The following is a 26,875-nucleotide window of genomic DNA, read 5'->3' as shown; positions in this document are numbered from 1 at the left end:
TTACGCCCGCACCTTCAAACGTGCGGCCTTGGCGCGCGGCATCTCCGTCGCAATGGCAAGCTCGGTCGCCCGGATTGCGGCGGACAACGTGCGCAGTGCCTGGCGCGCCTGGCGATCGGCGACGTTGGCATAGAGCACCACGTCGCGTGACGGCAGCGGTGGCAGCCCCAGCCGCGGGCCGACATCGATCGTGCCGGCCGGCGCGACGCGACGGCCCAGCGCCGCCACGGCGAGTCCGGCCGAGATCGCCGCCCCGATCGTGGTGACGCCGCCGCCGACAAAGACTTCCGTCCACGGTATGCCGGCGCCGTCGAGCGCGGCGACCGCCATGCTGCGCACGCTGCACGGCTCGGCTTGCGTCGCCAGCCGCAAGGGCTCGCCGGGACGATAGGCGAAGTCGGGCGCCGCCATCCAGCCGAACACCTCCTTGAGCAGGACATCGCCGTCGCGACGCTGATGGTCATGGCGCAGGACGATTGCCGCATCGAGGCGGCCGCGATCGAAGTCGGCCAGCACGTCACGCGACATCGACACGCGCAGCTCCATCACCAGGCCGGGCTCGCTGTCGTTCATGCGCCGCAGCAGCAGCGGCAGCTCGGCGCAGATGATGTGATGGCTGATGCCGACGATCAGCCGTCGCTGTTCGCCGGCGAAGGCGCCGACGGCGCTCTGGTGCGCGGCCACCAGCGCGCGGGCCGCACCGAGGAAGGCGGCGCCGTCGGCCGACAGGCGCACCAGCCGTGGCGTGCGTTCAAACAGGCGGCGACCCAGCCCGTCCTCCAGGCGCTTGATCTTGAGGCTGACCGCCGACTGCGTGGTGTCCAGCGCTTCCGCCGCGCGCGTGAAGCTCTTCAGGTCAGCCACCAGCACGAACGCCTGCACGGCCTCCAGGTCGAGGGCCTTCATGACAGGTTATCCATTTCAATCGGAAATCATAGAAATACTCTTTCATATGGTTTTCCAATGATCAAGCCATCGCTACGTTCCGCCGCGAGATGCTCGGAGTTTGCCGATGATCATTGCGCACTACGGCCATCGCCTGCCGGCCGACTACGATGTCGGCCTGATCCGGGCGCGGGCACGCCAGCGTGGCCCGCTGTGGGACGCCGTGCCGGCTCTGTATTTCAAGGCCTTCCTGCTGCGTGAGAAAGGCCGCCGCGGCAGCAGCGCCAACCACTATTCGTCGCTCTACCTGTGGCAGCACGACACCGCGTTTCGCGACATGCTGGTCGGCGGCGGCTACACGGTCGTGACCGATAAGCTTCGGTCGCGCCGGCATCGATACGGTGGTGGCGCTGGATGCCCGCCGCGGCCGCGGCCGCGAGGCCCGCTTCGCCAGCACACAGGCCTTGGACATTCCGCTCGATGCCGATCTGGCGGCGACCCTCGCTCAGGAGATCGCGTGCAACCGGGAGACAGCCGACCAGCCCGGAACAGTCGCTGCGGCGGTCGGGGTCGATCCACGGCGCTGGGCGCTCACGCGCATCCTGTTGTCAGACCGTGAACCAGAAGGGTTCGAACGCGGCACGTCCTACGAGGTCCTGCATCTGGCACGACCACTGCTGGACTCGCTGCCGGCGGCAGGCGCGCGATGAGCTACCGTTTCGAGGCCGGCCGGATCTATCGCATGCCGACGCATTTCGGGCCGGCACCGGGGCCGCGTCAGGTACCCACAGGTATCGCCGTTGATCCGACGCGCAGTCCGCGCCGCCTCACGGTCGAGGCGCGCTTCCTGACCGATCCGGCACGGCTGGAGCGCCACGTGCCGGAAGGCTTCGTGCTGGCGGGGGAACCCATCGTCACCGTCGAGTTCCACTATATGACCGGCATCGATTGGTTGGCCGGGCGTGGCTACACGATGATCCACGTCAGCTGGCCGGCGACGTTCAGCGGCCGGCGCGACAAGGCCGCAGGCAAGTTTCTCGCCGTGATGTGGGAGAACCTCGCCGATCCGATCATCACCGGGCGTGACGAGATCGGTCACCCCAAGCTCTATGCCGACATCGCCGAACCGCGCTTGTGGGATGGTCGCCAAGTTTGCACGGCCGGCTGGATGGGATTTCGTTTCCTCGATCTCGAGGTCACGCAGCTTCACGATGCGCCGCCCGCGGCACCATCGGCGGCATCGGACGGCACGCTGATGCTGAAATACGCCCCGCGCACCGGCGCCTGGGGCGAGGCTGACGTGTGCCAGGTCACGCTGACGCCCAGCGGCGATCCCGACAACACGGTCGAGCATCGCCAGGCCGGCACGGCATCCCTGCGCTTCCACCGCGCCACATGGGCCGATCTGCCCACGATGGCTCACGTCGTGAACGCGCTCGCCGACCTGCCGGTGATCGAGATGCGCGGCGGCAGCGTGACGCGCTCGCGTGGCGGCAAGTCCGCGCGCGATCAACGGGTGCTGGTGTGATCGAGGGGAGAGGCGTTGCGATGACGGACACGCGTGCGACGATGAAGGGCGAGGGCGGTGCCGACACCTTCGTGTTGGTGCATGGCGCCTGGCACGGCGGCTGGTGCTGGCGTCGGGTGGCCGATCGCCTGCGGGCGGCAGGCCACAGGGTCTTCACCCCGACACTGACCGGCCTGGGCGAACGCCGGCATCTGATGTCCCGTGCCATCACGCTCGATACCTTCACCGAGGACGTACTGAATGTGATCGTGATGGAGGACCTGTCCGACGTGGTGTTGGTGGGGCATTCGTTCGGCGGCTCACCCATCAGCGGGGTGGCCGACAGGATGCCCGAACGCATCCGGCACCTCGTCTATCTCGACTCCTTGATCACCCAGCCCGGCAAGACGGCATTCGACGCATTGCCGCCCGATGGCGTCGCGGCCCGGCTCAAGCTGGCCCGGGAATCCAGCGGTGGTCTCAGTCTGCCGCCACCGTCAGCGGAAGCCTTTGGTATCCGCGACGCCGACGACATCGCCTGGGTGACACGGCACCTGACGCCACATCCGCTGGGCGCCTATACCAGCCCGCTCGCCATCAACGGCCCGATCGGCAATGGCCGGCCGTGCACCTACATTGGTTGCGTCGATCCTCTCTACGCTGCGCTCGACGGCTCGCGACAGTGGGCGCAGCAGCAAAAAAGCTTTCGCTACGTCGAGATGGCCGCCGGCCACGACGCCATGGTCACCCATCCCGATGACCTCGTCCGCTTGCTGTGCACACTGGCAGGAGAGAGCAGTGCCCTGTAGCCATCGCATGGCGAGCATCGGCTGCGTCGCCATGGGCTGCGCGATGACGGCGGTGATCTCGTCCTGATCGCGCTGCAGAACCTGCCGCGATGTGCGCGCTCGGCAGCCGCAGCCTGTCTACGCCGGTTTCATTTGGTTGGAGAGCCCTTCGTGACCGTCACCCTTCCCACACCCGATCAGGTGCGCGCCGTCGCCGACCAATGCGGCCTGTCCCTGACCGACGACGATGTCGCCTCGTTCCGCGGCCTGATGCAGGGCTCGATCGACGCCTACAACGCCGTGGCGGCGATGCCGGACGAAGTCCCCGCCGTGAAATACCCGCGCACGCCAGGCCACCGTCCGGCGCCGGCCGACAACCCGTACAACGCCTGGTATCGCAAGGCGGTCGTGAAAGGCGCCGCCGACGGCAAGCTGAAGGGCCGGACGGTGGCGTTGAAGGACAACATGATGCTGGCCGGCGTGCCGATGATGAACGGCTCGTCGACCCTGGAAGGCTATGTGCCGGACTTCGACGCGACCATCGTCACCCGCATGCTGGATGCCGGCGCCGATATCATGGGCAAAGTGCACAGCGAGCACTTCTGTATCTCCGGCGCCAGCCATACCAACTCGATCGGGCCCGTGCACAATCCCCACCGGATGGGATACTCAGCCGGCGGTTCGTCGTCGGGCAGTGCCGTCGTGGTGGCGCGCGGCGAGGTCGACATGGCGGTCGGCGGCGACCAGGGTGGCTCGGTGCGCATCCCGGCCTCGTTCTGCGGCATCTATGGAATGAAGCCGACCTGGGGCCTGGTACCGTACACCGGCATCATGCCGATCGAGGTCTTCATCGACCACACCGGGCCGATGACCGCCAATGTTGCCGACAATGCGCTGCTGCTGGAGGTCATTGCCGGCGACGACGGCTACGATCCGCGCATCAAGGCACCGCGTGTCGAGACCTACACCGAGGCACTGGGTGGCAGCGTGAAGGGGCTCAAGATCGCGCTGGTCAAGGAGGGTTTCGAACAGCCCACGGCCGAGGCCGCGGTCAATGATAGCGTCCGGGCCGCCGCCCGGCGCTTCGCCGACCTGGGCGCCAGCGTCGAGATGGTGTCGATCCCCATGCACCTGGTCGCGCCGGCGCTGTGGACGCCGATCGGCATCGGCGGCGTGACCCAGACCATGATGCATGGCGATGGCTACGGTCAGGGGCGGCCCGATCTCTACGCCACCTCGTTGATGGAATTCCATCGCGGTTGGCGGCGCCAGGCCGACTCGCTGTCGGAAACCACCAAGCTGTTCCTGATGCTGGGTACCCACATCAACAACCAGTTCGGCCCGCGCTATTACGGCAAAGCGCTCAACATCACCCGACGGCTGACCGCGGCCTATGACGCGGCCCTGCAGCGCTACGATCTGCTGCTGATGCCGACCACGCCGATGACCGCAACACCGCTGCCGGCGCCGACCGCTGCCCGTGAGGTCTATGTGTCACGCGCGGTGGAGCCCATTGCCAACACACTGCCGTTCAATCTCACCCACCATCCGGCGATGTCGATACCGTGCGGCATGATCGATGGTCTGCCGGTCGGCCTCATGCTGGTCGGCCGCCATTTCGACGAGGCGACCATCTATCGTGCCGCACACGCCTTCGAGCAGTCCGGCGACTGAGGCACGTCGACCACGCGCCGTGCTCGAGAAGGATCCAATCGTTGGTGTGGATTGACAGTAAGGCGCTTTTTACCTTGCTGTGCGGGCACTCGAAGCAAGGTATCGCCAGGATGAGCACGCTCACTGTCAGCGCCAAGGGGCAGGTCACGCTCCGCAAAGATGTGTTGAAGCATCTGGGTGTTCAACCCGGTGAGAAGATCATTGTGGAGAACGGCCCGTCATTGTCGATCGAGGAAATGAACAAGATCACCGCCGGCAGGCGATGAAGATCACAGCCGACACCATGTGCTCGTTCGGGCCATTTGGCAGAGGACTGACCGGGCCAGCCACTCCTTGAAGGCGCACCGGTCAGCGCGTCATGTGCGGAGCCGGATGAAGGGCGCGCGACAAATCCGAGCATCCGGCGCCGGGCTTGGCTATCGAGCGAACTGCCGCGCTTCCGCCCACGTATCGTCGAGCGTCTTCTTCAGGCGCAGCAACAGTTCATCGACCTCCGCGGCCGTAATGATCAGCGGCGGTGACAACGCGAGGCGGTTGCCGATGACGCGCAGGATCAGGCCGTGTTTGCGGGCGGCACGATCGGCGATCGCGCCAATCTTCACCTCGGCCGGGAACGGCTGCCGCGTCGCCTTGTCGGCCACCAGCTCGATGCCCGCGATCAGGCCGACGCCGTTGGCGTGGCCGACGATGGGATGGTCACCGAGCGCGCGCAAACCCGCGATCAACCGTGGGCCGACCGTCTGCACGTGCCCGACAATGTCGGTCTCCTCGTAGATCTTCAGCGCTTCCAGCGCCACGGCGGTGGCCACGGGATGGCCGGAATAGGTGTAGCCGTGCGCGAAGCTGCCCTGCTTGTCGCCCTGGACCAGCATGGCCTGGTAGACCTTCTCGTTGATCAGCAGGGCCGAGATCGGCTGGAAGGCGGCCGACAAGGCTTTGGCGCACGAGATCATGTCGGGCTTCAGATCGAAGGTCTGGCTGCCCCACCAGTTGCCGGTGCGGCCGAAGCCGCAGATCACCTCGTCGGCCACGAACAGCACATCGTATTTGCGCAGCACCGCCTGGATCTTCTCGAAGTAGGTGCGCGGCGGCAGCACCGCGCCGCCGGCACCCATCACCGGCTCGGCAAAAAAGGCCGCGATTGTCTCCGGCCCCTCGTCGAGGATGAGCGTCTCCAGCGCCTCGGCCATGCGGGTGGCGAACGCCTCCTCGCTCTCGTCCTCCTGGTGGTGGCGATACCAATGCGGGAACTCGGTGTGGCGCATCATCGGCAGGGGAATGCCGAAGTCGGCATGCATGTCGGGCTTGCCCGACAGGCTGGCGGCGGCAACGGTGTTGCCGTGATAGCCCGCCATGCGGCCGATGATCTTCTTCTTGGCCGGCTTGCCGATGGCGTGATGATAGTACCAGATCAGCTTGATGGCGGTGTCGTTGGCCTCCGAGCCCGAGCACTGCAGCAGCACCTTGGACATCGGCACCGGCGCCAGCTTCAGCAGCTTCTCGGCCAGGTCGATGGTGGGATCGTTCGAACTGCTGCGATAGGTCTGGTAGTAGCCGAGCTTGCGCATCTGCTCGTAGGCGACCCGCGCCAGCCGCTCGTTGGCGGCGAAGCCCAGCGAGGCGCACCACAGGCCGGCGGCAGCATCCAGAGCGCGCTTGCCCTCGTTGTCCTCGATCCAGATGCCGTCGCCCTTGGCGATGATGTTGGGTCCGGTCTCGCGATGGGTGCGCGGGTTGGTCTGCGGGTGGATGTAGGAGGCGACGTCGCGGGCTTCCGGTGAATTCGGCATGAAGGTCATGTGGCTTCTCTCCCAGGGCTGCTCGGTGGTTCAGGAAGGTCTGGCTTTGGCGGAAAATCGTTCGCTGCGCCGGCGCAGCATCTCGATCGTCACCAGCAGGGCGATCGACAGCAGCACCAGCAGGGTAGCGGCGGCGGTGATGGTGGGGCTGATCTCCTCGCGCACGCCGTTGAACATCTGGATCGGCAGGGTGCGCTGGGTCGGTCCAGCCAGGAAGAGGCCCATCACGATCTCATCGAACGAGGTCGCGAAGGCGAAGACGGCGCCAGAGACCACGCCGGGCAGGATCATCGGCAGCATCACGCGGCGGAACGCGACCACGGGTGACGCACCCAGGCTGGCCGCCGCGCGCAGCAGGCTGCCGTCGACATTGTGCAGGCTCGCCGACACGGTGAGCACCACGAACGGGATCGCCAGCACGGTGTGCGCCAGCACGAGGCCGATATAGTTGTTGGTGAGCCGCAGCGGTGCATACAGGAAATAGACACCGACGCCGGTGATCACCACGGGAACGATCAGCGGCGCCAGGATCACGGCGCCCAGCACGCTGCGCGCCCGCGGCTTGAGTCGCATCAGTCCGATGGCGGCCGTCGTTCCCAGCGTCGTGGCGAGCACGGTCGTGGCGGCACCGATGCCGAAGCTGTTGTAGACGGCGGCGAGCCACTTGGGCGAGGTGAAGAAGTCTTCGTACCAGCGTAGCGAGAGGCCCGGCATGGGGAAGGTCAGGAACGATCCAGCGTTGAACGACAGCGGCACGATCACGGCGATGGGCAGCACCAGGAAGACGAACACCAGTCCGCAATAGAAGCGAAAGACCTGCCGCCAAGCGACTTCGCCCCGTGCCGCTGAGGTCCACCCGTCCATGTCAGGCCCACCCCGGGCCAGCGCGCCCGGCCAGTCGGCCGTAGACGGCGTAGAGCAGTGCGGTGATGACCAGCAGGATGCCGCCCAGGGCGCCGGCCATGCCCCAGTTCGTCGTTTCGTTGGTGTAGAACGCGATGAAGGTGCTCAGCATCTGATCGTCGGCGCCGCCGATCAGCGCCGGCGTTACGTAGTAGCCCAGCGCCGAGATGAACACCAACAGCGTGCCGGCGGTGATTCCCGGCACGGTCTGTGGGAGATAGACGCGCGCGAAGGCCAGGAACGGATGGGCGCCCAGCGAGACGGCGGCGCGCATGGTCGTGGGGCCGATGCCTTTCATGACGCTGTAGAGCGGCAGGATCATGAACGGCAACAGCACATGGGTGATCGCCACATACACGCCGACCCGGTTGAAGATCAGGCGCAGCGGCTCATCGATCAGGCCGATCCCGTGCAGAAGGCCGTTGACCGGCCCGTCCTTCTGCAGCAGTACGACCCAGGCGGTGGTGCGCACCAGCAATGACGTCCAGAACGGCAGCAGGACCAGGATCATCAGCAGGTTGGCGATCCGGCTTGATGCCGTGGCCAGCAGGTAGGCGACCGGATAGCCCAGTGCCAGGCACAGCACCGTGACCCAGAAGCCGATCCACAGTGTGCGGCCCAGCACCTTGACGAAGATGGCACGCTCGGCACCGACGCTCTGGATGTCGCCGCTGGCGCTTTGCTTGAGATCGAGCGCGCCCAGAAGAAAGAAGCCCGTCAGCGGTCCGGCGGCGCGCTTGATGGCGGCCCATGTCTTCGTCTGACCCCAGCGGGGATCGACGGCCACCAGCGCCTGCAGCGCATCGCCATCACCTGGCGCGGGCAGGTTGCGCGCCGTCTTCAACAGCAGCGAGCGAAAGCCGTTGATGTCGTAGTTCAGGCGGTTGGCGGCGCGGCTGAGATCGGCGCCGCCGCGCGCGGCGTCGAGTTCGCCGATCATCAGCGTCGCGACGGTCGCGGGCGGCAGGTCACGCCCGTCCCACATCGCGAGCGCCGCCGTCGTTTGCGGCATGATCGCGCGCACATCCGGATCGTCGACGCTGCGGAACAGCATCAGGGCGATGGGCAGCAGGAAATTGACCGCCAGGAACAACAACAGCGGTGCCACCAGCGCCCCGGCCATCAGCGCCTGCCGCCGTTCGATGCGCCGCAGCTTCGCTTTCAGTGCGGCTGTCCTGGGAGCGCGGGCGTCTCGCCCGCATTCGCCCGCAGCGTCAGCAGAGGGCGAAACGGCGCTGGTCGGCGCTGGCGCGCCGGTGCGGGCGAGACGCCCGCGCTCCCAGCGGAACAAGCCCATCGCCGTTTGCCTTACTTGCTCGCCCAGGCGTTGAAGCGCTGGTTGAGCTGGTCGGTGTTGTCGACCCAGAACTCGACATCCAGCGGCAGGGCCACGCGCAGGTTGTCGGGGCTGGTCGGAATGCTGGGCACGACGGCGGCGTCGATCTGCTTGCCGGCCTCGATGCTGGTGATGCCCTGCAGCGCCAGCGGCGGGAACTGCTTCTGGTTCTCCGGCCGCGTCATGAAGGTGACCAGCTGCATGGCCTGCGCCTTGTTGGGGCTGCCCTTCAGGATCACCCAGAAGTCGATGGCGTAGACGCTGGCCGGCCACACGACCTTGAAGTTGCGGCCATCGGCCTTGTTGGCGGCCAGCACGCGGCTGAAATAGGCGTCGCCCATCACCACCTCGCCCGACGCCAGAAGCTGCGGCGGTTGCGAGCCTGCCGTCCACCACACGATGTGCGGCTTCAGTTCGTCGAGCTTCTTGAAGGCGCGATCGACGCCGGCCGGCGTGCGCAGCACCTTGTAGACATCGGCCGGCGCGACACCGTCGGCCATCAGTGCCGACTCCAGCGTGTACTTGGCGCCTTTGCGCATGGTGCGTTTGCCGGGGAACTTGGCGACGTCCCAGAAGTCGGCCCAGGTCTTGGGCCCGTCCTTGAAGCGGTTGCCGTCGTAGACCAGCCCGGTGGTCCAGACCACCGATCCGACGGCGCAGTCCGTCGCGGCGCCCTTGATGAAGCTGTCCTTGCCGCCCAGCATCGTCCAGTCGAGCTTCTCGAACAGGCCTTCGTCGCAGCCCAGCACGGCCTCGTCGGCCTCGACCTGCACGACATCCCAGTTCGCGTTGCCGCCCTGGACCTTGGTGCGCAGCAGGCCGATGCCGCCCGACCACGAGTCTTCCAGCAGCTTCACGCCGCTCTTCGCCGAAAAGGCTTCGTAGTAGATCTTCTTCTGCGCCGCCTGCGAGGAGCCGCCCCAGGCTGTCACCGTAAGCTCGCGCGCCGTGGCAGATCCCGTCAGCCAGAGCGCGCAAAGCGAAACCGCCATGGCAATGCCCACGCGTTTGGAAGGGTGCATGGCGAACTCCTCTAGGACGACGGTGTGGTCGAGGGTGCGAGCGGGTCCAGTGCCCGGCAGTCGGTGGCGCGCCAGGCCAGGCGCACATCGACGCCGACGGCGAAAGCGCCGGCGTGGCGCGGGTTGGAGATCTTGACGGTAAAGGCATGGCCGCCGGCGAGACGGAACTGCGCGCGGGCATGATCGCCGTGATAGATCAGGTTTTCGAGCCGGGCGGGCACGACGTTGTCCCAATGTCCGTCCGTCGGATCGATGACGACATGCTCGGGTCGGATCGACAGCGTCGTGCGCGATCCGACGTCGCCGACGGCGACCGGGACGGCCCTGACCGTCAGCGCGCCATCGACGCGCACCACGCAGCGATCGCCGTCGCGCGCCTCGACCGCGCCGTCGAGCCGGTTGCTCTCGCCGATGAACTGCGCCACGAACGAGGTCGCCGGTCGTTCATAGATTTCGACGGCGCTGCCGATCTGCTGGATGGCGCCATCCTTGAAGACCGCGATCCGGTCGGACAGCGTAAGTGCCTCCGATTGATCGTGCGTCACGTAGACGATCGTCACGCCGAGATTGGCGTGGATGTGCTTGATCTCCAGCTGCAGCTGCTCGCGCAGTTGCTTGTCGAGCGCCCCCAGCGGTTCGTCCATCAGCACCAGGTCGGGATCGAACACGACGGCGCGCGCGACCGCCACCCGCTGCTGCTGGCCGCCGGAGAGTTCGCTCGGCCGGCGATGGCCCAGACCGTCGAGACGCACCAGCGCCAGCGCGCGTTCGACGCGCCGTGCGATCTCCTCGCGCTTCACGCCCCGTACCGACAGCGGAAAGCCGATGTTCTGCGCCACCGTCATGTGCGGAAACAGCGCGTAATTCTGGAACACCATGCCGATGTTGCGCTGGTGCGGCGGCGTGTGGCGGACGGAACGGCCGGCCAGCCGGATGTCGCCGTCCGTCGGGGCTTCGAAGCCCGCCAGCATCATCAGCGAGGTGGTCTTGCCCGATCCGGATGGGCCGAGGAAGGTGACGAACTCGCCCTTGGCGATGCGCAGATCGACATGGGCGACCGCCAGCGTGTCGCCGTCATAGCTTTTGCAGACGTCGAGGAACTCGACGAAGGGAGTCGCGCGCTCAGCGACGGCCGCGGGTTCGGTCGGGATATCCTGCGTTGCTCTCGGCACGGAACGCGGCATCACGGCTTTCGATGGGGTGCTTGGTCCGTGAAGTCTGGTATACCATCATACAAACATCCAGCGGTTTTCGCCGCCGTTTCGGTCGGATGAGCCATGCCGGCAGCGCGCCACTCCCAGGGAGTCTAGCTCGCCGCGCGCTCCGGCGTGTCGCGTTCGTCCACGGCCGCGACGGCGCCGCTGTTCAGCAGGTCGAGCACGCCGGCCAGTGCGTTGGCGACGTGCGCCTCGGCCAGGGCGCGCGCCTTCTGCGCGTCGCGGGCGGCAATGGCCTGCACGATCGCGCGCTTTTCCTCGAGGCTCGACTGTCCGCGCTCACGGCGCGAGAGCGCGATGGCGCGCAGCCAGGCCAGCCGGGCGCGATGCGATGCCACGGCCTGGCACAGCATGTCGTTGCCCGTACCGCGCAGCAGCAGATCGTAAAAATGCTCGACCGCCTGGCGCTGTCCCGCGCCATCGCCGCGCTGATAGCAGTCGGCGATGGTCTCGACGGCGGTGGCCAACGCCGCGACGGCCGAATCCGCGGCGCGCTCGACGAACAGCTTGGCCGCCAGCCCCTCCAGGGCGCCGCGCATCTCGTAGATCTCTTGCACCTGGGCGGGCAGCAAGACCGCAACCGACGGCCCGCGGTAGGGCGCGTTCTCGACCAGCCCCTCGGCCTCGAGCTGGCGCAATGCCTCGCGGACCAGGGTGCGGCTCACCCCCAGCAGGTCGCATACCTTGCGCTCCACCAGGCGTTCGCCGGCCTTGAATGTGCCGTCGATGATGGCGTTACGCAGCGTGCTGACGACCTGCGTCCGCAATGTCCCCGCCGGCCGCAAGATTCTGAGGGAATGGCCTTGCGGCTCACCAGCGGTCATCCGGGCCTCGTTCGGGTGCTGCACTGCAGTAGAATAAGCGTCCCCGATGAACAGCGGCAAGGTTGGGTGGGTGTCCCGATTTTTCTTGTTCTTGAATAGAGAATTGTATAGAGTGCGTGGTTGAGGAGATCTGTCCCCCGGTGGTGGTCTGGTCGGGTGTTTCTGTCGCTTTCTGTCAGGTTTCTGTCGGGGCGCCATCCCAGGCATAACTTGTTGCTATCCTTACCGGAATCGGTTTCTGTCGTTTCTGTCGCCCTGTCGGCGTCGCGGCACTGCCAAACGAATTCCCCCGGGGCGAAATCCGCCCTAGAAGCCTGTCCATGACTCTTTCACCCCAACCGCCGGCCGACACCGGCAAGGGCGAACGTATCGCCAAGCGACTGGCGCGCGCTGGCCTGTGCTCGCGCCGCGATGCCGAGCGCTGGATCGCCGAAGGCCGGGTCGTCGTCGACGGCCAGCGCATCGACACGCCGGCGACGCTGGTGACCGCCACGAGCGACATCCGCGTCGACGGCAAGCCGGTCGCGGCGCCTGAAAAGGCGCGCCTGTGGCTCTACCACAAGCCGGTCGGACTGGTCGTGACGGCGCATGATCCCGAGGGCCGGTCCACCATCTTCCAGGCCTTGCCCAAGGAGATGCCGCGAGTCGTCTCGGTGGGGCGGCTCGATCTCAATTCCGAGGGGTTGCTGTTGCTGACCAATGATGGCGCGCTGGCGCGGCGGTTGGAGTTGCCGGCCAGCGGTTGGACCCGGCGCTACCGGGTGCGGGCGCACGGCCAGATCGACCAGGCGGCGCTCGATCGCCTGCGTGACGGCGTGGTGGTGGACGGCGTCACCTACGGCGCCATCGATGCCCGGCTCGACCGCCAGCAGCGCAGCAACATGTGGCTCACCATCGCGCTGAAGGAAGGCCGCAACCGCGAGGTGCGCCGGGTGATGGCGCATCTGGGGTTGGGCGTGAACCGGCTGATTCGTATCGCCTACGGTCCCTTCACCCTGGACGCGCTGCCGGAGGGCGCGGTGATCGAGGCCAGCCCTCGGCTGGTGGCGCAGGTTTCCGGTGAGCAGGGCGTCGATGCCCGTGGCCGCAAACCGGGCTGGGCCAAGCCCAAGCCGCGCGACGATCGCAAGCGGCCGAGCAAGCGCCCATCGCGCAGCCCGTCGGGTGGCGCGCGGCGCAGCGGAGGACGGCCATGAGCCGGTTGCGACGCGATGTACCGCCGGCGCCGCCCCGCATCGTGGCCGGCAAATACCGCGGCCGCCCGCTGGTGGTGCCGCTGGGTGTCGAGATCCGGCCGACCTCGTCGCGGGCGCGCGAGTCACTGTTCAACATCCTGGTGCATGCCGACCTCAATGGTGACGGCACCTCGCCGCTGCCGGGCGCGCGCGTGCTGGATGTCTTCGCCGGTTGCGGTGCGCTCGGTATCGAGGCGCTGTCGCGCGGCGTGGCGCACGTGACGTTCATGGACAGCTCGTCCGAGGCGATCCGCACCGTCGGCGAGAACCTGCGCACCTTGAAGGAAACCGCCAACGCCCGCGTGCTGCGCACCGACGCCACACAGCCGCAACCGGCGCCCAGTGATGCCGCCTGCGGGCTGGCGTTCCTCGATCCGCCGTATCGGTCCGGGCTGGGCCCGCGTGCGCTCGCGGCGCTGGCGCGTGTGGGATGGCTGGCGTCGGGTGCCATTTGCATCGTCGAGATCGCGGCCAAGGAGGATCTCGAGGCGGTGCCCGATTTCACGGCATTCGACGAGCGCCGCTACGGCGCGGCCAAGATCATCTTCCTGCGCTACCAGCCGTCATCATGAGCAACCCGCATCCGATCTATGTGTTCCGGCACGGGCGCACCGAGTGGAACACGATCGAGCGCATTCAGGGAGCACTCGACTCGCCGCTCACCGCGCAAGGTCGTGCCCAGGCGCGTGCCGTGGGCGCGGCGTTGCGTGCGGCGTTGCAACGGGCCGGCATCGCGCCGCGGGATGTCGCGCTGTTTGCCAGTCCGTTGGGCCGCGTGCGCCAGACGGTCGACCTTGCCTGCGCCGAGGCCGGTATCGATGTCGCGCAGTGCCGCTTCGATGACCGCTTGCGCGAAGTCACCTGGGGCGATTGGGACGGCCTGACGCGGCCCGAGATCGAGCAGCGTCAGCCCGGCGCGCTGGCCCGGCGCGATAGTCTGAAATGGCATCACCAGCCGCCCGGCGGCGAGAGCTACGCCATGGCGGCACCGCGGGCGCAGGCGGTGCTTGCTGATCTCGTGACGTCGGCCGCGACGCGGCCCGTGGCGGCGTTTTCGCACGGCGCGATCGGTCGCCTGCTACGCGGTGCGTATGCCCGCCTGTCGCCCGACGAGATCATCTGGCTCGACGAGCCGCAGGACGCCTTCTTCCGCCTCCAGTCCGGCACTGTCACGCGGATCGAAGCAACGTCAAGTTTCGGACCGCGCGCGTTCCCGCGCGCTCAAGACATATCATCCGCAGCGGGGACGACGTCATGAGGCGCGCATGGACGCGCGCGGTCCAAAGGGACAAATCCTGATGGCCAAATACAAGCACCTCCAACAGCTGGGACAGGCAACATCGTTGCCGGCATCACCGGACCAGGCCGTGCTGGAGACGGTACCCAACCCGCATCCGCGCACGCTCTATCTCGTGCGCTTCACTCAGCCGGAGTTCACCTCGCTTTGTCCGATGACCGGCCAGCCGGATTTCGCGCACCTGGTCATCGACTACGCGCCGGCGGCCAAGCTGATCGAGAGCAAGTCGCTGAAACTGTTCCTGGGCAGCTTCCGCAATCACGGCGCCTTCCACGAGGACTGCACCATGCTGATCGCCAAGCGGCTGGTGGCGGCGTTGAAGCCGAAGTGGCTGCGGATCGGCGGCTACTGGTACCCGCGCGGCGGCATGCCGATCGACGTGTTCTGGCAAACCGGCGCGCCGCCGCGGGGACTGTGGTTGCCGGATCAGGGCGTTGCGCCCTATCGCGGTCGCGGGTGATGTCAAAGCCGTCGCCCATGGAGCTTGCGCTGGCGCAGGCGCGATTGGCGGCGGCGCGCGACGAGGTGCCGATCGGCGCGGTGGTCGTCGGGCCCGACGGTGCGGTGCTGGCGGCGGACGGCAATCGCGTCGAGGCCATGAACGATCCGACGGCACACGCCGAACTGCTGGTGATCCGCGCCGCCGCCGCAGCCCTGGGCGCGCCGCGCCTGGTTGACTGCGATCTTTATGTGACCCTGGAGCCGTGCCCCATGTGTGCCCAGGCGATCGCCTTCGCCCGCCTTCGCCGGGTCTACTATGGCGCCGCCGATCCCAAGGGCGGCGGTGTCGAGCACGGTCCGCGCATCTTCAGCCAGCCGACCTGCCACCACGCGCCGGAGGTCTATTCCGGTATCGCCGAGACTGATGCGGCCGAGCTCCTGCGGGACTTCTTCCGTGCGCGCCGGTGATACGTAATCTTCCTCCCCACGCAGTGGGGAGGTGCCCCCGAAGGGGCGGAGGGGACCCGACGTGGTCTATGTAACTGAGACCGCGTCGGGTCCCCCTCCGGCCTTCGGCCACCTCCCCCAGCGAAGCTGGGGGAAGGCAGCAAAGAGGACAACGCCATGACCAACACGCCACTCGGGCCGGGAACGGCGCTGCTGGTGATCGACGTGCAGAATGATTTCTGCCCGGGCGGTGCGCTTGCGGTACCGCACGGCGATGCGATCGTGCCGGCCGTGAACAAGCTCATCGCTGCGGCCGACCTCGTCGTGCTGACGCAGGATTGGCATCCGCGCCGCCACGGTTCCTTCGCATCGGTGCACAAGGGCAAGGCGCCGTTCGAAACCATCGAGGTTGCCTACGGACCACAGACCTTGTGGCCCGATCATTGCGTGCAGGGCACGTCGGGCGCGGCCTTTCATGAAGATCTGATGACGGATCGCGCTGCCTTGGTGGTACGCAAGGGCATGCGGCCGGCAGTCGATTCCTATTCGGCCTTCTTTGAGAACGATCGCACGACCACGACGGGCCTCGACGGCTGGCTGCGCGCCCGTGCGGTATCGCGTGTCGTGTGCTGCGGCCTTGCCTTCGATTTCTGCGTGGCCTACTCGGCGCTGGACGCGCAGGGCCTGGGATTTGGCGTCGTCGTCGCCGAGGATGCCTGCGCCGCTATCGACCTCGACGGCAGCCGCGCGGCACAGGCTGCGGCCATGGCGAAAGCCGGCGTGACCTTGACGACCGTGGCGTCACTGAGCGCCTGAGCCTGCCGCTATCCTGACGAATTCCACAGGCACAGCACGCCAGCCGGCGCTTTCACGCGCCGCGGCACTCCTCTAGTCTCGGACCCCGTTCACAACCATATGCGGCGCATGTCCTACCAGCACCAGATCGACTCCATCTTCGCCGATGCCATCGGCGCCAACGGCCTGTCGCGGCGCGCCTACGAGCGCGAGCTGGAACAGGTCCTGCCGGCCTTGCAGGGCGTCAAGCGCCGCCAGACCGACGGCTCGTTGCCGCTGTTGCGCCTGCCGGCCGCGCGCGATGATCTTGCGGCCCTGAAGCCGCATGTCGAACGGCTGCGCCAGTTCGCGCACGTGGTCATCCTCGGCACCGGCGGCTCCAGCCTGGGCGGCCAGACCTTGTCGGCGCTGACCGACATCGGCTTCGGCCCGGCGGTCGGCGCACCCAAGCTGTGGTTCATGGACAATGTCGATCCGGCGACGTTCGCCGAACTGCTGACACGCCTGGACCTGGCGAAAACGGCGTTCGTGCCGATCTCGAAGTCGGGCGGCACGGCGGAGACGCTGACCCAGCTCTTCATCGTGCTCGACGCGCTGGAGGCCAAGCTCGGCAAGGGCAAGATCGCCGACCACGTGCTGACCATCACCGAGCCCAAGGACAACGCACTGCGCAAGATCGCGCAGCGTATCGGTGGTTCCATCCTCGATCACGACCCGGGTGTGGGCGGCCGCTTCTCGGTGTTGTCGCTGGTCGGCCTGCTGCCGGCGATGATCGCGGGCCTCGATGCCGTCGCCATCCGCGAAGGCGCGGCGAGCGTGCTCGATCCGGCGTTGTCGGCCACGGACGCCACGACCAGTGCGCCCGCGGTCGGCGCGGCGTTGTCGGTCGGGCTGTGGCGCGAGCGCAACGTGGGGACCACGGTTGTGATGCCCTACGTCGATCGCTTGGCTTACTTCGGTCTCTGGTTCCGCCAGCTGTGGGCCGAGAGCCTGGGCAAGAACGGCAAGGGCACGACGCCGATCCGCGCCATGGGCACGGTCGATCAGCACAGCCAGCTGCAGCTCTATCTCGACGGGCCGGCCGACAAGCTTTTCACCGTGATCATCCGCGATACGGCAGGCGAGGGCGCCAAGGTACGTCCTGACGCGCTGGGCGGCGATGCGTCGCTGAACTACCTCGCCAACCATTCGCTGGGTGACCTGCTGCTGGCCGAGGCCGACGCGACCGCAGCGACTCTGGCCAAGAACGGACGGCCCACGCGGGTGATGCGCATCGCTAAACTGGACGAGCGCGTGATGGGTGCGCTGCTGATGCACTTCATGCTGGAGACCATCATCGCCGCCGATCTGCTGCAGGTCGATGCCTTCGACCAGCCCGCCGTCGAAGAGGGCAAGGTGCTCACGCGCGAGTACCTGGCGGGGAAGCGGTGAGCCCCTTTTTGGACCGCGGGCGTCCACGCCCGCATTCGCTCGGAGCGCCAGCGAAGAGCGAAGGTGTGTCGGCGCTAGGGCGCCGATGCGCGCGGTCCAAAAGAGAAGAGCCATGACCATCCGCCGCCTGCCGCTGACCGTGGTGAACCGCATCGCCGCCGGCGAAGTGGTGGAGCGGCCGGCGTCGGCGGTGAAGGAACTGGTCGAGAACGCCATCGACGCGAGAGCAGGCCGTGTCGCGGTGAGCCTGGTCGAAGGCGGGCGCAGCCTGATCACCGTCACCGACGACGGCGTCGGCATGACGCCGGACGAACTGGCGCTGGCGGTCGATCGGCACTGCACGTCCAAGCTGGCCGACGACGAGGACCTGCTTGACATCCGTACCTTGGGTTTTCGCGGCGAGGCGCTGCCGTCGATCGCCTCGGTCAGCCGGTTTGTCGTCACGTCGCGGCCCAAGGGCGCCGACAGTGCCTGGGCATTGCGCATCGAGGGTGACGGCAAGGGCCAACCGCAGCCGGCGGCACATCCGCCCGGCACGCGCGTGGAAGTGCGTGATCTTTTTTTTGCCGTGCCGGCGCGCCTGAAGTTCCTCAAGGAGCCGCGCACCGAGCAGGCACAGGTCGCCGACACCATCAAGCGCCTGGCGATGGCGCATCCGCAGATCGCCTTCTCGCTCGAGGACGAGGACCGAACGCTCTTCAACTATGCTGCCATTGCACCGTCGCTGGTCGAGGACGGTGAGGACGCCGCGCGCCTGGAGCGCCTCGCCGCCATCATGGGCCGCGACTTCGCCCAGAACAGCCTGCCGATCCGCGCCGAACGCGAAGGTTTCGTCCTGACCGGTCATGTCGGCCTGCCGACGCTCAACCGGGGCACGGCGCAGCATCAGTATTTGTTCGTGAACGGCCGGCCGGTGCGCGACAAGCTGCTGGTCGGTGCCGTGCGTGGCGCCTACCAGGATTTCCTTGCCCGTGACCGGCATCCGCTGGTGGCGCTGTTCCTTGAAGCGCCGTCCGGCATGGTCGACGTCAACGTGCATCCGGCCAAGACGGAGGTGCGCTTCCGAGACGCCGGCATCGTGCGTGGCCTGATCGTGGGCGCCATCCGACAGGCGCTGGCGGCTGCCGGCCATCGTGCCAGCACGACGGTGGCGCAGGCGGCGCTGGGCGCGGTGCGGCCGGTGGGCGGCCTGCCGCTGGGCGGCGGACCGCGTGGCGGTGCATGGCCCTCATCTTATTCTGGCGGCATGGCGCGGCCCTCGCCCGGGCTGGCTGAAGCGGCGGCGGCGTTCCTCGCACCGCACCCCGCGGCGGCGACGCTCGACGGTGTCGACCACATCTCGGCCCGTGCCGAGATGGCGGCGCCGGTCGAGGATCTGCGACGCTATCCGCTGGGCGCGGCGCGGGCGCAGGTGCACGAGACCTACATCGTGGCGCAGACCGAGGACGGCGTGGTGATCGTCGATCAGCACGCCGCGCATGAACGCCTGGTCTACGAGCGTATGAAGGAGTCGCTGGCCGAGCACGGCGTGAAGCGCCAGATGCTGCTGATCCCCGAGATCGTCGAACTGGGTGACGATGCGGCGCGCCGATTGCTGGCGCGCGCTGAGCAACTGGGCGAACTGGGGCTGGTGATCGAACCGTTCGGCGCTGGCACGGTGGCGGTGCGCGAGACACCGGCGCTGCTGGGCGACACCGACGTGGCCGGCCTGGTGCGTGACCTCGCCGACGAATTATCCGAATTCGGCGAACATCTGTCGCTGAAGGAAAAGCTCGAAGAGGTGTGCGGCACCATGGCGTGCCACGGCAGCGTGCGCTCGGGCCGGCGGCTGTCGGTCGACGAAATGAACGCGTTGCTGCGCCAGATGGAAGCGACGCCGCATTCAGGCCAGTGCAATCACGGTCGGCCGACCTATGTCGAACTCAAGCTGGCCGATATCGAGCGATTGTTCGGCCGACGGTAGTCGTCAATGCCGAGTGGTCCTGAGGAGAACAAAAGCATGCTGTCCTTGTCGTTGCATTGCGCCCTGCGGATGGCTGTCGGTACCGGCTTCGTCATGCTGGCCACCACCGCGTGGGGACAATCCGACGGCGCCTGGATCGGCCGTGCGGAGGCTGCGGGCCGCTGTGCGTTGCTGGACGTGCGTATCACGATTGAAAGCGGGTTGCTCGACGGTACCGCCAGCGAGCCTGACACCGGTGCACCGCGGGTGCAGGGCAAGAAGGGCGAGCAGCTGCCGGCGCCTCCGGCGCTGTGGCAATTGAATGGCCGCGTCGACGGCAATGGCACCATCGCGATCATCGGCCTGCGATCCATGCGTGACCGGGACCGCGAGCGCTCGCGCTGGAGCGGCCGCGCCGACGGCAACGCCTTGCGTATCAGCGAAACCGAAGGCCCCTGCCGTCGCACAGCGACACTGACACGCAGCCGCTAAATCCTTTCTTCTCGTCTGCGCGCAGAGAAGAGGCACAACGCCGCACGGCGCCCGCGATTGCGCCGCAATACGGTCCCAAACATTCACTACGCCTGACGTCTCCGAGCAACCGCGAGCGTGAGCGTTTCCTGATGAGTCTGCGTAAATCTGCATGGATGCAACCTGCCCCACCGCCCGGCGTTCCAAGCGATGCGGAGCGTCGCGCTTCGGTGGGGGACAGTCAGATCATGCGGAGCTGTACGCGGCGAAACCTGACGATCGGTGCGCTGGCCGCCGCGGCGTTGGCGCCTTCTGTCGCGCGCGCGCAGCTTCCGCCGCCGGTCGGGCAGATCCCGGCGCCGCCGCCGGCATCGTTCGACTACACCACGGTCCTGGATGAAGCCCGCCGGGTCGCCGCCGGTCCCTATCAGGCGCCGAGCCCGGCCGCGTTGCCAGCCGAATGGCGGGACCTGGGCTATGATCGCTACCAGCAGATCCGCTTCCGGCCTGCGGCATCGCTGTGGAGCGATCGCAAGGCTTTCTTTCGTGCCCAGTTCTTCGCTGCCGGTTTCATCTACAGCGCACCCATCTCGATCAACATCGTGACGGACGGCGTGTCCAATCCGTTCGTCGCCAGCCGCGACATGTTCGATTGGAGTGACGTCAAGCTGAAGGAACCGCCGCCCGAGCAGATACCGCTGGCAGGTTTTCGCCTGCACTACCCGCTGCATGGGCCGGAGCCGGTGGACGAGATCGCCGCCTTTCTCGGCGCCAGCTACTTCCGCCTGCTGGGCCGCAACCAGGTCTACGGCATCTCGGCGCGCGGGTTGGCTATCGACACCGGCCTGCAGCGCCAGGAGGAGTTCCCGTTCTTCCGCACCTTCTGGCTGGTGACACCGACGCCGGAGGCGCGCGAGATCGTCATCTACGCGCTGCTCGACAGCCCGGCGCTGGCCGGCGCGTACATGTTCACCTTGCGGCCGGGCACGGAGACCCGTCTTGAAGTGACGGCAACCCTGTTCATGCGCCACGGCGTCGGCATGCTGGGCGTGGCGCCGCTCACCAGCATGTTTCTCGCCGGCAAGAACAGCGACCGCCGCCAACGCGGCGACTTCCGCCCCGAGGTACATGACTCTGACGGCCTGTTGATCGAGACCAGTGCCGGCGAGTGGATCTGGCGTCCGCTCAGCAACTCGGCCGAACTCGACATCTCCAGCTTCGGCGACAAGAATCCGCGCGGCTTCGGCCTCATTCAGCGCGACCGGTCGCTGGACCACTACCAGGACCTGCAAGCGCTCTATCACCGACGGCCCAGCCTCTGGGTCGAGACGATGGGTGAGTGGGGCGAAGGCGAGATCAGGCTGATCGAGATCCCCACCGACTCGGAGATCCACGACAACATCGTGGCGTTCTGGGTCGGCCGCGAGCCGGTCAAGGCAGGCCAGCGGATCGAGCTGCGCTACCGCCTGCATTCCTTTGCCGATGCGGCACGCTTCCCGCCGGGCGGACGCGCGGTGGCAACCCGCATCGGCCTTACCGATATCCCGGGCAGTGGCAAGCCGGCCAAGACCACGCGCCGTGTGCTTGTTGACTTTGCGGGCGGTGAACTGGTCAACCTGCGACCGGAGCATCCGGTCAGTGCCCAGGTGAACGTCACGGCCGGCAAGCTGGTGAACGCAGAGCTGCAGTCGATCCCCTCGACCAAGATGTGGCGGCTGGTGGCGGACGTCGAGCCTGACGGCAAGAAGCCGATCGAAATGCGTGCATACCTGCGCCTCTATGACGAGGCGCTGACCGAGACCTGGACCTACCGTTGGCGGCCCTGACCATGCTCCACCTTGAACCGAAGGCGAAGTGGGCGTTCTGGCGCCGCGGGCTGATGGCGCTGCTGGTGCTCGGCAGCACGGCCGGCGCCACGTGGCTGATGGGCGTGGTGCTGGGCACCAATTCCCTGACCGTTGCCGAAGGCGCGGTGCTGGTGGTGTTTGCCGTCAGCTTCGGCTGGATCGCATTGTCGTTCTGGGCTGCTGCCGCCGGCTTCGTGCTGTCGGTGCTGGGCCGCCATCCGGTGACCTTGCGGTGCGAGAGCGCCGCCGATGGCCCGATGCCCACACTGCGCGCGCGCACCGCGATATTGATGCCGATCTACAACGAGGATACGCGCCGCGTGTTCGCCGGCCTGGCCGCGACCTATCGCTCGGTCGAAGCCACCGGGCAGCTGGCGCAGTTCGATTTCTTCGTGCTGAGCGACACCACCGATGCCGACATCTGGGTGGCCGAGGAAGCGCAATGGCATGACACCTGCCGGGCGCTGGGTGCCGGCGGCCGGCTGTTCTATCGCCATCGCGCGGCCAATGTTGGCCGCAAGGCCGGCAACATCGCCGAATGGGTGCGGACACAGGGCGGCGCCTACGAAAACATGGTCGTGCTCGACGCCGACAGCGTGATGGAGGGTGACACCATCGTGCGGTTGGCGGGGCTGATGGAGGCCAATCCCAAGGCCGGCATCATCCAGACCTTGGCCATCGCCGCCAACCGCACCACGTTGTTCGCGCGCTGGCTTCAGTTTGCCAGCCGACTCTATGGCCCGCTGCTGGCGGTCGGCCACAGCTTCTGGTGGGCCGGCGAAGGCAACTACTACGGCCACAACGCGATCATCCGCACGCGGGCGTTCGCTGCGCATTGCGGCCTGCCCAAGCTGCCCGGCAAGGCGCCGCTGGGCGGCGAGATCATGAGCCATGATTTCGTCGAGGCGGCCTGCATGCGCCGCGGCGGTTGGCACGTCTGGTTCCTGCCCGAACTGCGTGGCAGCTACGAGGAGATTCCGTCCAACATCGTCGACTATGCCGTGCGCGACCGGCGCTGGGCGCAAGGCAATCTGCAACATGCCCGCATCCTGAAGGCGCCGCGACTGCACTGGGTGAGTCGCCTGCACATGGCGATGGGCGTGCTGGCCTTCATCGCCTCGCCGCTGTGGCTGCTGCTTCTGTTCCTCAGCAGCTACGTGGTGATCCAGCAGGCCTTGGCCGGCCATGCCTACTTCCTGCCCGGCTACAATCTCTTTCCCATCTGGCCGGAGTACCGGCCGTTCGAGAGCCATGCGCTGCTGGCGGTTACGGCGGCCGTCCTGTTCCTGCCCAAGCTCTTCAGCCTGGTGCTGACCCTGGGCAGCCGCGCACGCCGGGTGCGATTCGGCGGCGCCGGACGGCTGCTGCGCAGCGCCGTGGCCGAGATGATGTTCTCTCTGCTGCTGGCACCCGTGATGATGCTGTTCCACAGCAAGTTCGTGTTCACCATCCTGGCCGGCAGCAGTGTCGGCTGGGCCTCGCAGCCGCGTGACGACCGCGGCATCACATGGTCGGAAGCGGCACGCCGGCACGCGGTGCATAGCCTGATCGGCCTGGCCTGGGGCGGTGTCGTCTTCTGGTACGCCATCGACTTTCTATGGTGGGTGGCGCCCATCGTGCTGGGCATGGCGGTGGCGATACCGCTCAACGTGATCTCCAGCCGCACCGGCGCCGGGCTGGCGATGCAGCGCGGCGGTTTCTTCTGGACACCGGAAGAGACGGCACCTTCGCCGGCGTTGCGCCTGCTGGACGAAGAGCTGAAGCGCCTCGAAGACCGGTCCTTGCCCAGCTTCGTTCATGTGCTGAGCGACCGGCCGCTGGCGGCACTGCACATGGCGATGCTGCCCGATCGCACGCCGGCGGATCACGCGCTGATCGATTCGGCGGAGCGCGCCGCGATCCGCGCCGAGTCGCTGGAGCCCGTCGAGCGGCGCGCTCTGCTGGGCAGCGCGGCGGCGCTAGAGCACGCTCTGCGGACGCTCGAGCAGCGCCGCCTGCAGCGGGCGGCGTGAGAGGATGCCTGCCATGTCGCCTGAAGACGACTTGTCGCCAGTACCATCGATCGTCGCCCGGCGGCTGGCGATTGCAGCCGAACGGCGGCTGGCAGCCTGGGGTCCGTTCGAACCGGACTGGCAGCGGCGACTGGTCGGCGCCGTCACCGCGGCTGCCGCCGAGGCAGCGGCAAGCCCGCCATATGATGCCGACCGGGCTGCCCGCGAGGCTTTGGACGGCTTGCTGGCGCGCTGGGCCGCGTCGCTGGCCAGCGACGATGGCGGCCCGGTGCCCGTCGATGCTCTGCGAGCCGCCTTTCTCGCCATTGATGGCGCTCGGCGCTGGCCGGATCAGTTCCTGGAAACGCAGCCGGAGTCGGATTTTCGCGATGACTTGCGGCGGGCCTTGCCACGCCCGCTGCCGGCAGGTGCCCCACTGGAGATGCCGGAACAGCCTTTGTAGGCGGGCCCGACAGCAATTTTCTTCAAGACGCGCCGTGCCAGATCGGCTTTACACTGCGGTGCATGGACGGGATCACCCAGGCCGAAGCCGTGGCCGCGACGCCGCTTGCCGCGGGCGAGCGCGCGCGTTTCTTCATGGCCGGCCGCTTTGATGGGCTGGAGTGCCTGGCGGCGACCTTCCGCACGCATCGCTATGCCCTGCATATTCACGATACCTACGTGGTGGGCGGCATCCTGGCGGGTTGCGAGACCTGGAATGTGCGTGGCAGCCGCCGCTACGCGACGCCCGGCGACCTGGTCTTCAACCATCCGCACGATGTCCATGATGGCGAGGCCTATGGCGGCGGCTATTGCTATCGCATGACGTATCCGTCGGTGGTGCTGCTGCAGGGCATTGCCATGGAAGTCTCCGGCGTACCGGTCGTGGGCACGCCCTGGTTTCCCGAACCCGTGGTCCATGACCCGCACGGTGTGGCGCTGATCTCCGCGGCCCACAGCATGCTCGAGGAAGAAGGTGCCACCCTGGCCGCCGACGAGCTGCTGTCGCGGGCCTATGCGCATTGCCTGGTGCGTCACGCGCGGATCGTGCCGGCCCCGTTGGGTCGCGAGCGGGGGCCGGTGGCGCGCGTGAAAACGCTCTTGGAACAGCGCCATGCCGAAGACCTGCCGCTGTCGCTGCTGGCTGCCGAGGCCGGATTGTCGCCGTACCACCTGATCCGCGCCTTTCGCCGCGAGACCGGGCTGACGCCGCATGCCTGGCTGATCAACCTGCGGGTCGAGGCGGCCAAGATCCGGCTGCGTCGCGGTGAGACGCCGGTTGTGGTTGCCTCGGCGACCGGCTTCTGTGACCAGGCCCATCTGACACGCGCATTCAAAGCCCGCATCGGCGTGACACCCGGGGCCTACCGCACGGCTGTCGTGGCATGAATCCACCAGCGACGGCGCGCGAGGGCGCCCGCGATATTCTGCCCGCCATGATCGCGGCCGTCCCGATCGGCATGCTGTTCGGGGCGTTGGCGGTCGGCAAGGGGCTATCCGTGCTCGAAGCCGGCCTGATGTCCATCCTCGTGTTCGCCGGCGGGGCGCAGTTCGCGGCGCTGGAACTGTGGTCCTATCCGGTGCCGGTCCTGGCGCTGGCATTTTCGACGCTGCTGATCAATGCCCGCCACACCCTGATGGGCGCGTCGCTCAACCCGAAGATGGATGGCTTTTCGCTGGCCCAGCGCCTGGCCGCGGCGTGGGTACTGACCGACGAATCCTGGGCCCTGGCCGAACGGCGCGCGATCGAGCGGCGCATCACGCCGGCGTACTGGTTCGCGGTGGCCGGCATGCTGCCGGTGGCGTGGATCGGCTGTACCTTTCTCGGTGCCTGGCTGGGCTCGTTCCTTGGCGATCCCAAACGGCTGGGCGCGGACTTCGCCTTTACGGCGCTCTTCATCGGACTGATTGCGGGACTGTGGAAGGGGCGTGCGACGGCGATCGTCGTCGCGGCCAGCGCCGCCGCCTCGGCCCTGGCCTACATTGCCGCCGGACCACCATGGCACGTGGCCGCCGGCGCCTTCGCCGGGATTGCGGCCGCCTGGTGTGCGGCCACGCCGGAGCGCGCCACGCCATGACCCTCGATCCCGCTACCGTGGCCGCCATCGTCGCCATGGCGGTCGTGACCTACCTCGGCCGCGTGGCCGGCTTCTTCATCACCGGCAAGCTGGCGCTGCAGGGCCGTGCCAAGGCGGCGTTCGATGCCATCCCACCGGCCGTGCTGGTGGCGGTGATCGCTCCCACCGCATTGACCACCGGGTGGCCGGAGACAGTGGCCGCGGCCGTGACGATCCTGGCGGCGACGCGCTTGCCGCTGCTGGCGACCGTCGCCGTGGGGGTGCTGGTCGTCGTCGCATTGCGCGCACTCAGCTGACGGTTTTCTGCAGGTACGCGCAGCCATGCGCCGCGAGGCCTTGCGCGTGAGCGCCGGCGCGCGCCTACTGTTGCCACAATGATCCTGTGCGGTGAGGGGGCCGACACGCAGCATAGGGGAGTGGCGTATGAGGCGGCTGGCGCTCTTTGTCCTGCTGTTGCTGGTGGCGGCATTGCCGGCCGCGGCGCAACGGACCGAGCTATACGATGGCACCGTGTCGCTGCAACTGCCGGCCGGCTTCCGGCCGATGACCCCGGCCGAGATCACGCTGAAATATCCGCGCTCCCAACCACCGCAGTTCGCCTTCACGAGCAGCGACGGCCTGACGCAGACGATCGCCGTCAGTCGCCTGCGCTTTCCACCCGGCAGCCCGCCACCGCTCGGTGATCTCGGCAACGAGATGCAGCGCCGGGTCGCGCTGCAGACCGGTGCGGTCGTCCATCGCCACGGCCTGGTCGAGATCGGCTCGCGTCAATGGTATGCGATCGAATTCCAGTCGCCGGCCGCCGATCAGCCGGTCGAGAACATCATGCGCGTGACCATGGCCAACGACCACATCATCATTCTGACCGCCAACGTCGTCAGCCGCCTGTTCGCCGAGAACGAGGCGATGCTGCGTCAGTCGGTCGAGTCGGTGGTGGTGCGCTAA

28 protein-coding genes and 1 pseudogene are annotated in these 26,875 nt (G+C 67.5%); 22 read left to right on the top strand and 7 right to left on the bottom strand.

Annotation, left to right across the window (positions count from 1 at the left end):
* Positions 1 to 906, bottom strand: a complete 906-nt coding sequence (locus FQU96_RS26120; protein WP_146544291.1) for a LysR family transcriptional regulator — start codon at positions 904 to 906, stop codon at positions 1 to 3.
* Between the two features lie 106 nt (positions 907 to 1,012).
* Here FQU96_RS26120 and FQU96_RS43180 point away from each other — a divergent pair.
* The 6 genes and pseudogenes from FQU96_RS43180 to FQU96_RS26095 all read left to right on the top strand — a co-directional run.
* Positions 1,013 to 1,246: pseudogene (locus FQU96_RS43180) on the top strand (DUF4865 family protein); the annotation flags it as partial.
* Between the two features lie 10 nt (positions 1,247 to 1,256).
* Complete coding sequence (locus FQU96_RS42790; RefSeq protein WP_255468564.1) at positions 1,257 to 1,595, top strand: DUF4865 family protein; 339 nt, start codon at positions 1,257 to 1,259, stop codon at positions 1,593 to 1,595.
* Positions 1,592 to 2,413 carry an acetoacetate decarboxylase family protein gene (locus FQU96_RS26110; protein ID WP_146544290.1) on the top strand — a complete coding sequence of 274 codons (822 nt, stop codon included), beginning with the start codon at positions 1,592 to 1,594 and terminating at the stop codon, positions 2,411 to 2,413. The genes FQU96_RS42790 and FQU96_RS26110 overlap by 4 nt, the downstream gene beginning before the upstream one ends.
* Positions 2,414 to 2,433: 20 nt before the next feature.
* The gene (locus FQU96_RS26105) at positions 2,434 to 3,201 is read left to right on the top strand and encodes an alpha/beta fold hydrolase (RefSeq protein ID WP_255468554.1); all 768 of its coding nucleotides are present in this window, start codon (positions 2,434 to 2,436) and stop codon (positions 3,199 to 3,201) included.
* Positions 3,202 to 3,351: 150 nt separating this feature from the next.
* The gene (locus FQU96_RS26100; protein ID WP_146544289.1) at positions 3,352 to 4,854 is read left to right on the top strand and encodes an amidase; all 1,503 of its coding nucleotides are present in this window, start codon (positions 3,352 to 3,354) and stop codon (positions 4,852 to 4,854) included.
* 110 nt (positions 4,855 to 4,964) lie between these two features.
* Positions 4,965 to 5,120 carry an AbrB/MazE/SpoVT family DNA-binding domain-containing protein gene (locus tag FQU96_RS26095; RefSeq protein ID WP_146544360.1) on the top strand — a complete coding sequence of 52 codons (156 nt, stop codon included), beginning with the start codon at positions 4,965 to 4,967 and terminating at the stop codon, positions 5,118 to 5,120.
* A 150-nt stretch (positions 5,121 to 5,270) separates the two neighbouring features.
* Here the strand turns inward: FQU96_RS26095 and FQU96_RS26090 are convergent, their stop codons facing one another.
* From FQU96_RS26090 to FQU96_RS26065, 6 genes are all read right to left on the bottom strand, one after another.
* Positions 5,271 to 6,653 carry an aminotransferase gene (locus FQU96_RS26090; RefSeq protein ID WP_146544288.1) on the bottom strand — a complete coding sequence of 461 codons (1,383 nt, stop codon included), beginning with the start codon at positions 6,651 to 6,653 and terminating at the stop codon, positions 5,271 to 5,273.
* A gap of 30 nt (positions 6,654 to 6,683) precedes the next feature.
* Positions 6,684 to 7,517, bottom strand: coding sequence for an ABC transporter permease (locus tag FQU96_RS26085; RefSeq protein ID WP_146544287.1), 834 nt, complete (start codon positions 7,515 to 7,517; stop codon positions 6,684 to 6,686).
* A gap of 1 nt (position 7,518) precedes the next feature.
* Positions 7,519 to 8,679, bottom strand: coding sequence for an ABC transporter permease (locus FQU96_RS26080; protein ID WP_255468552.1), 1,161 nt, complete (start codon positions 8,677 to 8,679; stop codon positions 7,519 to 7,521).
* 185 nt (positions 8,680 to 8,864) lie between these two features.
* The gene (locus tag FQU96_RS26075) at positions 8,865 to 9,914 is read right to left on the bottom strand and encodes an ABC transporter substrate-binding protein (protein WP_370461393.1); all 1,050 of its coding nucleotides are present in this window, start codon (positions 9,912 to 9,914) and stop codon (positions 8,865 to 8,867) included.
* 11 nt (positions 9,915 to 9,925) lie between these two features.
* Positions 9,926 to 11,098, bottom strand: coding sequence for an ABC transporter ATP-binding protein (locus FQU96_RS26070; RefSeq protein ID WP_146544285.1), 1,173 nt, complete (start codon positions 11,096 to 11,098; stop codon positions 9,926 to 9,928).
* A gap of 122 nt (positions 11,099 to 11,220) precedes the next feature.
* Positions 11,221 to 11,955: a GntR family transcriptional regulator gene (locus tag FQU96_RS26065; RefSeq protein ID WP_178130708.1), complete on the bottom strand. Its 735-nt coding sequence runs from the start codon at positions 11,953 to 11,955 to the stop codon at positions 11,221 to 11,223.
* 320 nt (positions 11,956 to 12,275) lie between these two features.
* Here FQU96_RS26065 and FQU96_RS26060 point away from each other — a divergent pair, with 320 nt between their 5' ends.
* The 16 genes from FQU96_RS26060 to FQU96_RS25985 all read left to right on the top strand — a co-directional run bounded on the left by FQU96_RS26060 (position 12,276) and on the right by FQU96_RS25985 (position 26,875).
* Positions 12,276 to 13,151 (top strand): pseudouridine synthase, encoded by an 876-nt coding sequence (locus FQU96_RS26060; protein WP_146544283.1) that lies wholly within the window; start codon positions 12,276 to 12,278, stop codon positions 13,149 to 13,151.
* Positions 13,148 to 13,762: a 16S rRNA (guanine(966)-N(2))-methyltransferase RsmD gene (rsmD, locus tag FQU96_RS26055; RefSeq protein ID WP_146544282.1), complete on the top strand. Its 615-nt coding sequence runs from the start codon at positions 13,148 to 13,150 to the stop codon at positions 13,760 to 13,762. Before FQU96_RS26060 ends, rsmD begins: the two co-directional genes overlap by 4 nt.
* Positions 13,759 to 14,448: a histidine phosphatase family protein gene (locus FQU96_RS26050; RefSeq protein WP_146544281.1), complete on the top strand. Its 690-nt coding sequence runs from the start codon at positions 13,759 to 13,761 to the stop codon at positions 14,446 to 14,448. The genes rsmD and FQU96_RS26050 overlap by 4 nt, the downstream gene beginning before the upstream one ends.
* Before the next feature lie 40 nt (positions 14,449 to 14,488).
* Positions 14,489 to 14,947, top strand: a complete 459-nt coding sequence (gene queF, locus FQU96_RS26045) for a preQ(1) synthase (protein WP_146544280.1) — start codon at positions 14,489 to 14,491, stop codon at positions 14,945 to 14,947.
* Positions 14,947 to 15,396, top strand: coding sequence for a nucleoside deaminase (locus FQU96_RS26040; protein WP_255468550.1), 450 nt, complete (start codon positions 14,947 to 14,949; stop codon positions 15,394 to 15,396). The genes queF and FQU96_RS26040 overlap by 1 nt, the downstream gene beginning before the upstream one ends.
* A gap of 156 nt (positions 15,397 to 15,552) precedes the next feature.
* Positions 15,553 to 16,191, top strand: coding sequence for a bifunctional nicotinamidase/pyrazinamidase (gene pncA / locus FQU96_RS26035; RefSeq protein WP_146544279.1), 639 nt, complete (start codon positions 15,553 to 15,555; stop codon positions 16,189 to 16,191).
* A gap of 108 nt (positions 16,192 to 16,299) precedes the next feature.
* Positions 16,300 to 17,601 carry a glucose-6-phosphate isomerase gene (locus tag FQU96_RS26030; protein WP_218574863.1) on the top strand — a complete coding sequence of 434 codons (1,302 nt, stop codon included), beginning with the start codon at positions 16,300 to 16,302 and terminating at the stop codon, positions 17,599 to 17,601.
* A gap of 112 nt (positions 17,602 to 17,713) precedes the next feature.
* The gene (gene mutL, locus FQU96_RS26025) at positions 17,714 to 19,564 is read left to right on the top strand and encodes a DNA mismatch repair endonuclease MutL (RefSeq protein ID WP_146544277.1); all 1,851 of its coding nucleotides are present in this window, start codon (positions 17,714 to 17,716) and stop codon (positions 19,562 to 19,564) included.
* Between the two features lie 36 nt (positions 19,565 to 19,600).
* The gene (locus FQU96_RS26020; protein WP_146544276.1) at positions 19,601 to 20,035 is read left to right on the top strand and encodes a hypothetical protein; all 435 of its coding nucleotides are present in this window, start codon (positions 19,601 to 19,603) and stop codon (positions 20,033 to 20,035) included.
* 227 nt (positions 20,036 to 20,262) lie between these two features.
* Positions 20,263 to 21,840, top strand: a complete 1,578-nt coding sequence (locus tag FQU96_RS26015) for a glucan biosynthesis protein (protein ID WP_178130707.1) — start codon at positions 20,263 to 20,265, stop codon at positions 21,838 to 21,840.
* 2 nt (positions 21,841 to 21,842) lie between these two features.
* Positions 21,843 to 23,873 carry a glucans biosynthesis glucosyltransferase MdoH gene (mdoH, locus tag FQU96_RS26010; RefSeq protein WP_146544274.1) on the top strand — a complete coding sequence of 677 codons (2,031 nt, stop codon included), beginning with the start codon at positions 21,843 to 21,845 and terminating at the stop codon, positions 23,871 to 23,873.
* Between the two features lie 13 nt (positions 23,874 to 23,886).
* Positions 23,887 to 24,315: a hypothetical protein gene (locus FQU96_RS26005; RefSeq protein WP_146544273.1), complete on the top strand. Its 429-nt coding sequence runs from the start codon at positions 23,887 to 23,889 to the stop codon at positions 24,313 to 24,315.
* 62 nt (positions 24,316 to 24,377) lie between these two features.
* Positions 24,378 to 25,241, top strand: a complete 864-nt coding sequence (locus tag FQU96_RS26000; RefSeq protein WP_146544272.1) for an AraC family transcriptional regulator — start codon at positions 24,378 to 24,380, stop codon at positions 25,239 to 25,241.
* The gene (locus tag FQU96_RS25995) at positions 25,238 to 25,930 is read left to right on the top strand and encodes an AzlC family ABC transporter permease (RefSeq protein ID WP_146544271.1); all 693 of its coding nucleotides are present in this window, start codon (positions 25,238 to 25,240) and stop codon (positions 25,928 to 25,930) included. The genes FQU96_RS26000 and FQU96_RS25995 overlap by 4 nt, the downstream gene beginning before the upstream one ends.
* On the top strand, positions 25,927 to 26,226 hold the full coding sequence (locus FQU96_RS25990) for an AzlD family protein (RefSeq protein ID WP_146544270.1): 300 nt from the start codon (positions 25,927 to 25,929) through the stop codon (positions 26,224 to 26,226). Before FQU96_RS25995 ends, FQU96_RS25990 begins: the two co-directional genes overlap by 4 nt.
* Positions 26,227 to 26,353: 127 nt before the next feature.
* Positions 26,354 to 26,875: a hypothetical protein gene (locus FQU96_RS25985; protein ID WP_146544269.1), complete on the top strand. Its 522-nt coding sequence runs from the start codon at positions 26,354 to 26,356 to the stop codon at positions 26,873 to 26,875.

Origin of the sequence: Reyranella sp. CPCC 100927 (assembly GCF_007859315.1) — a bacterium.
In the GTDB taxonomy this organism is placed as follows: Bacteria; Pseudomonadota; Alphaproteobacteria; order Reyranellales; family Reyranellaceae; genus Vineibacter.
The sequence above is the reverse complement of the archived record's forward strand: the minus strand, read 5'-3'. Positions and strand labels throughout refer to the sequence as shown.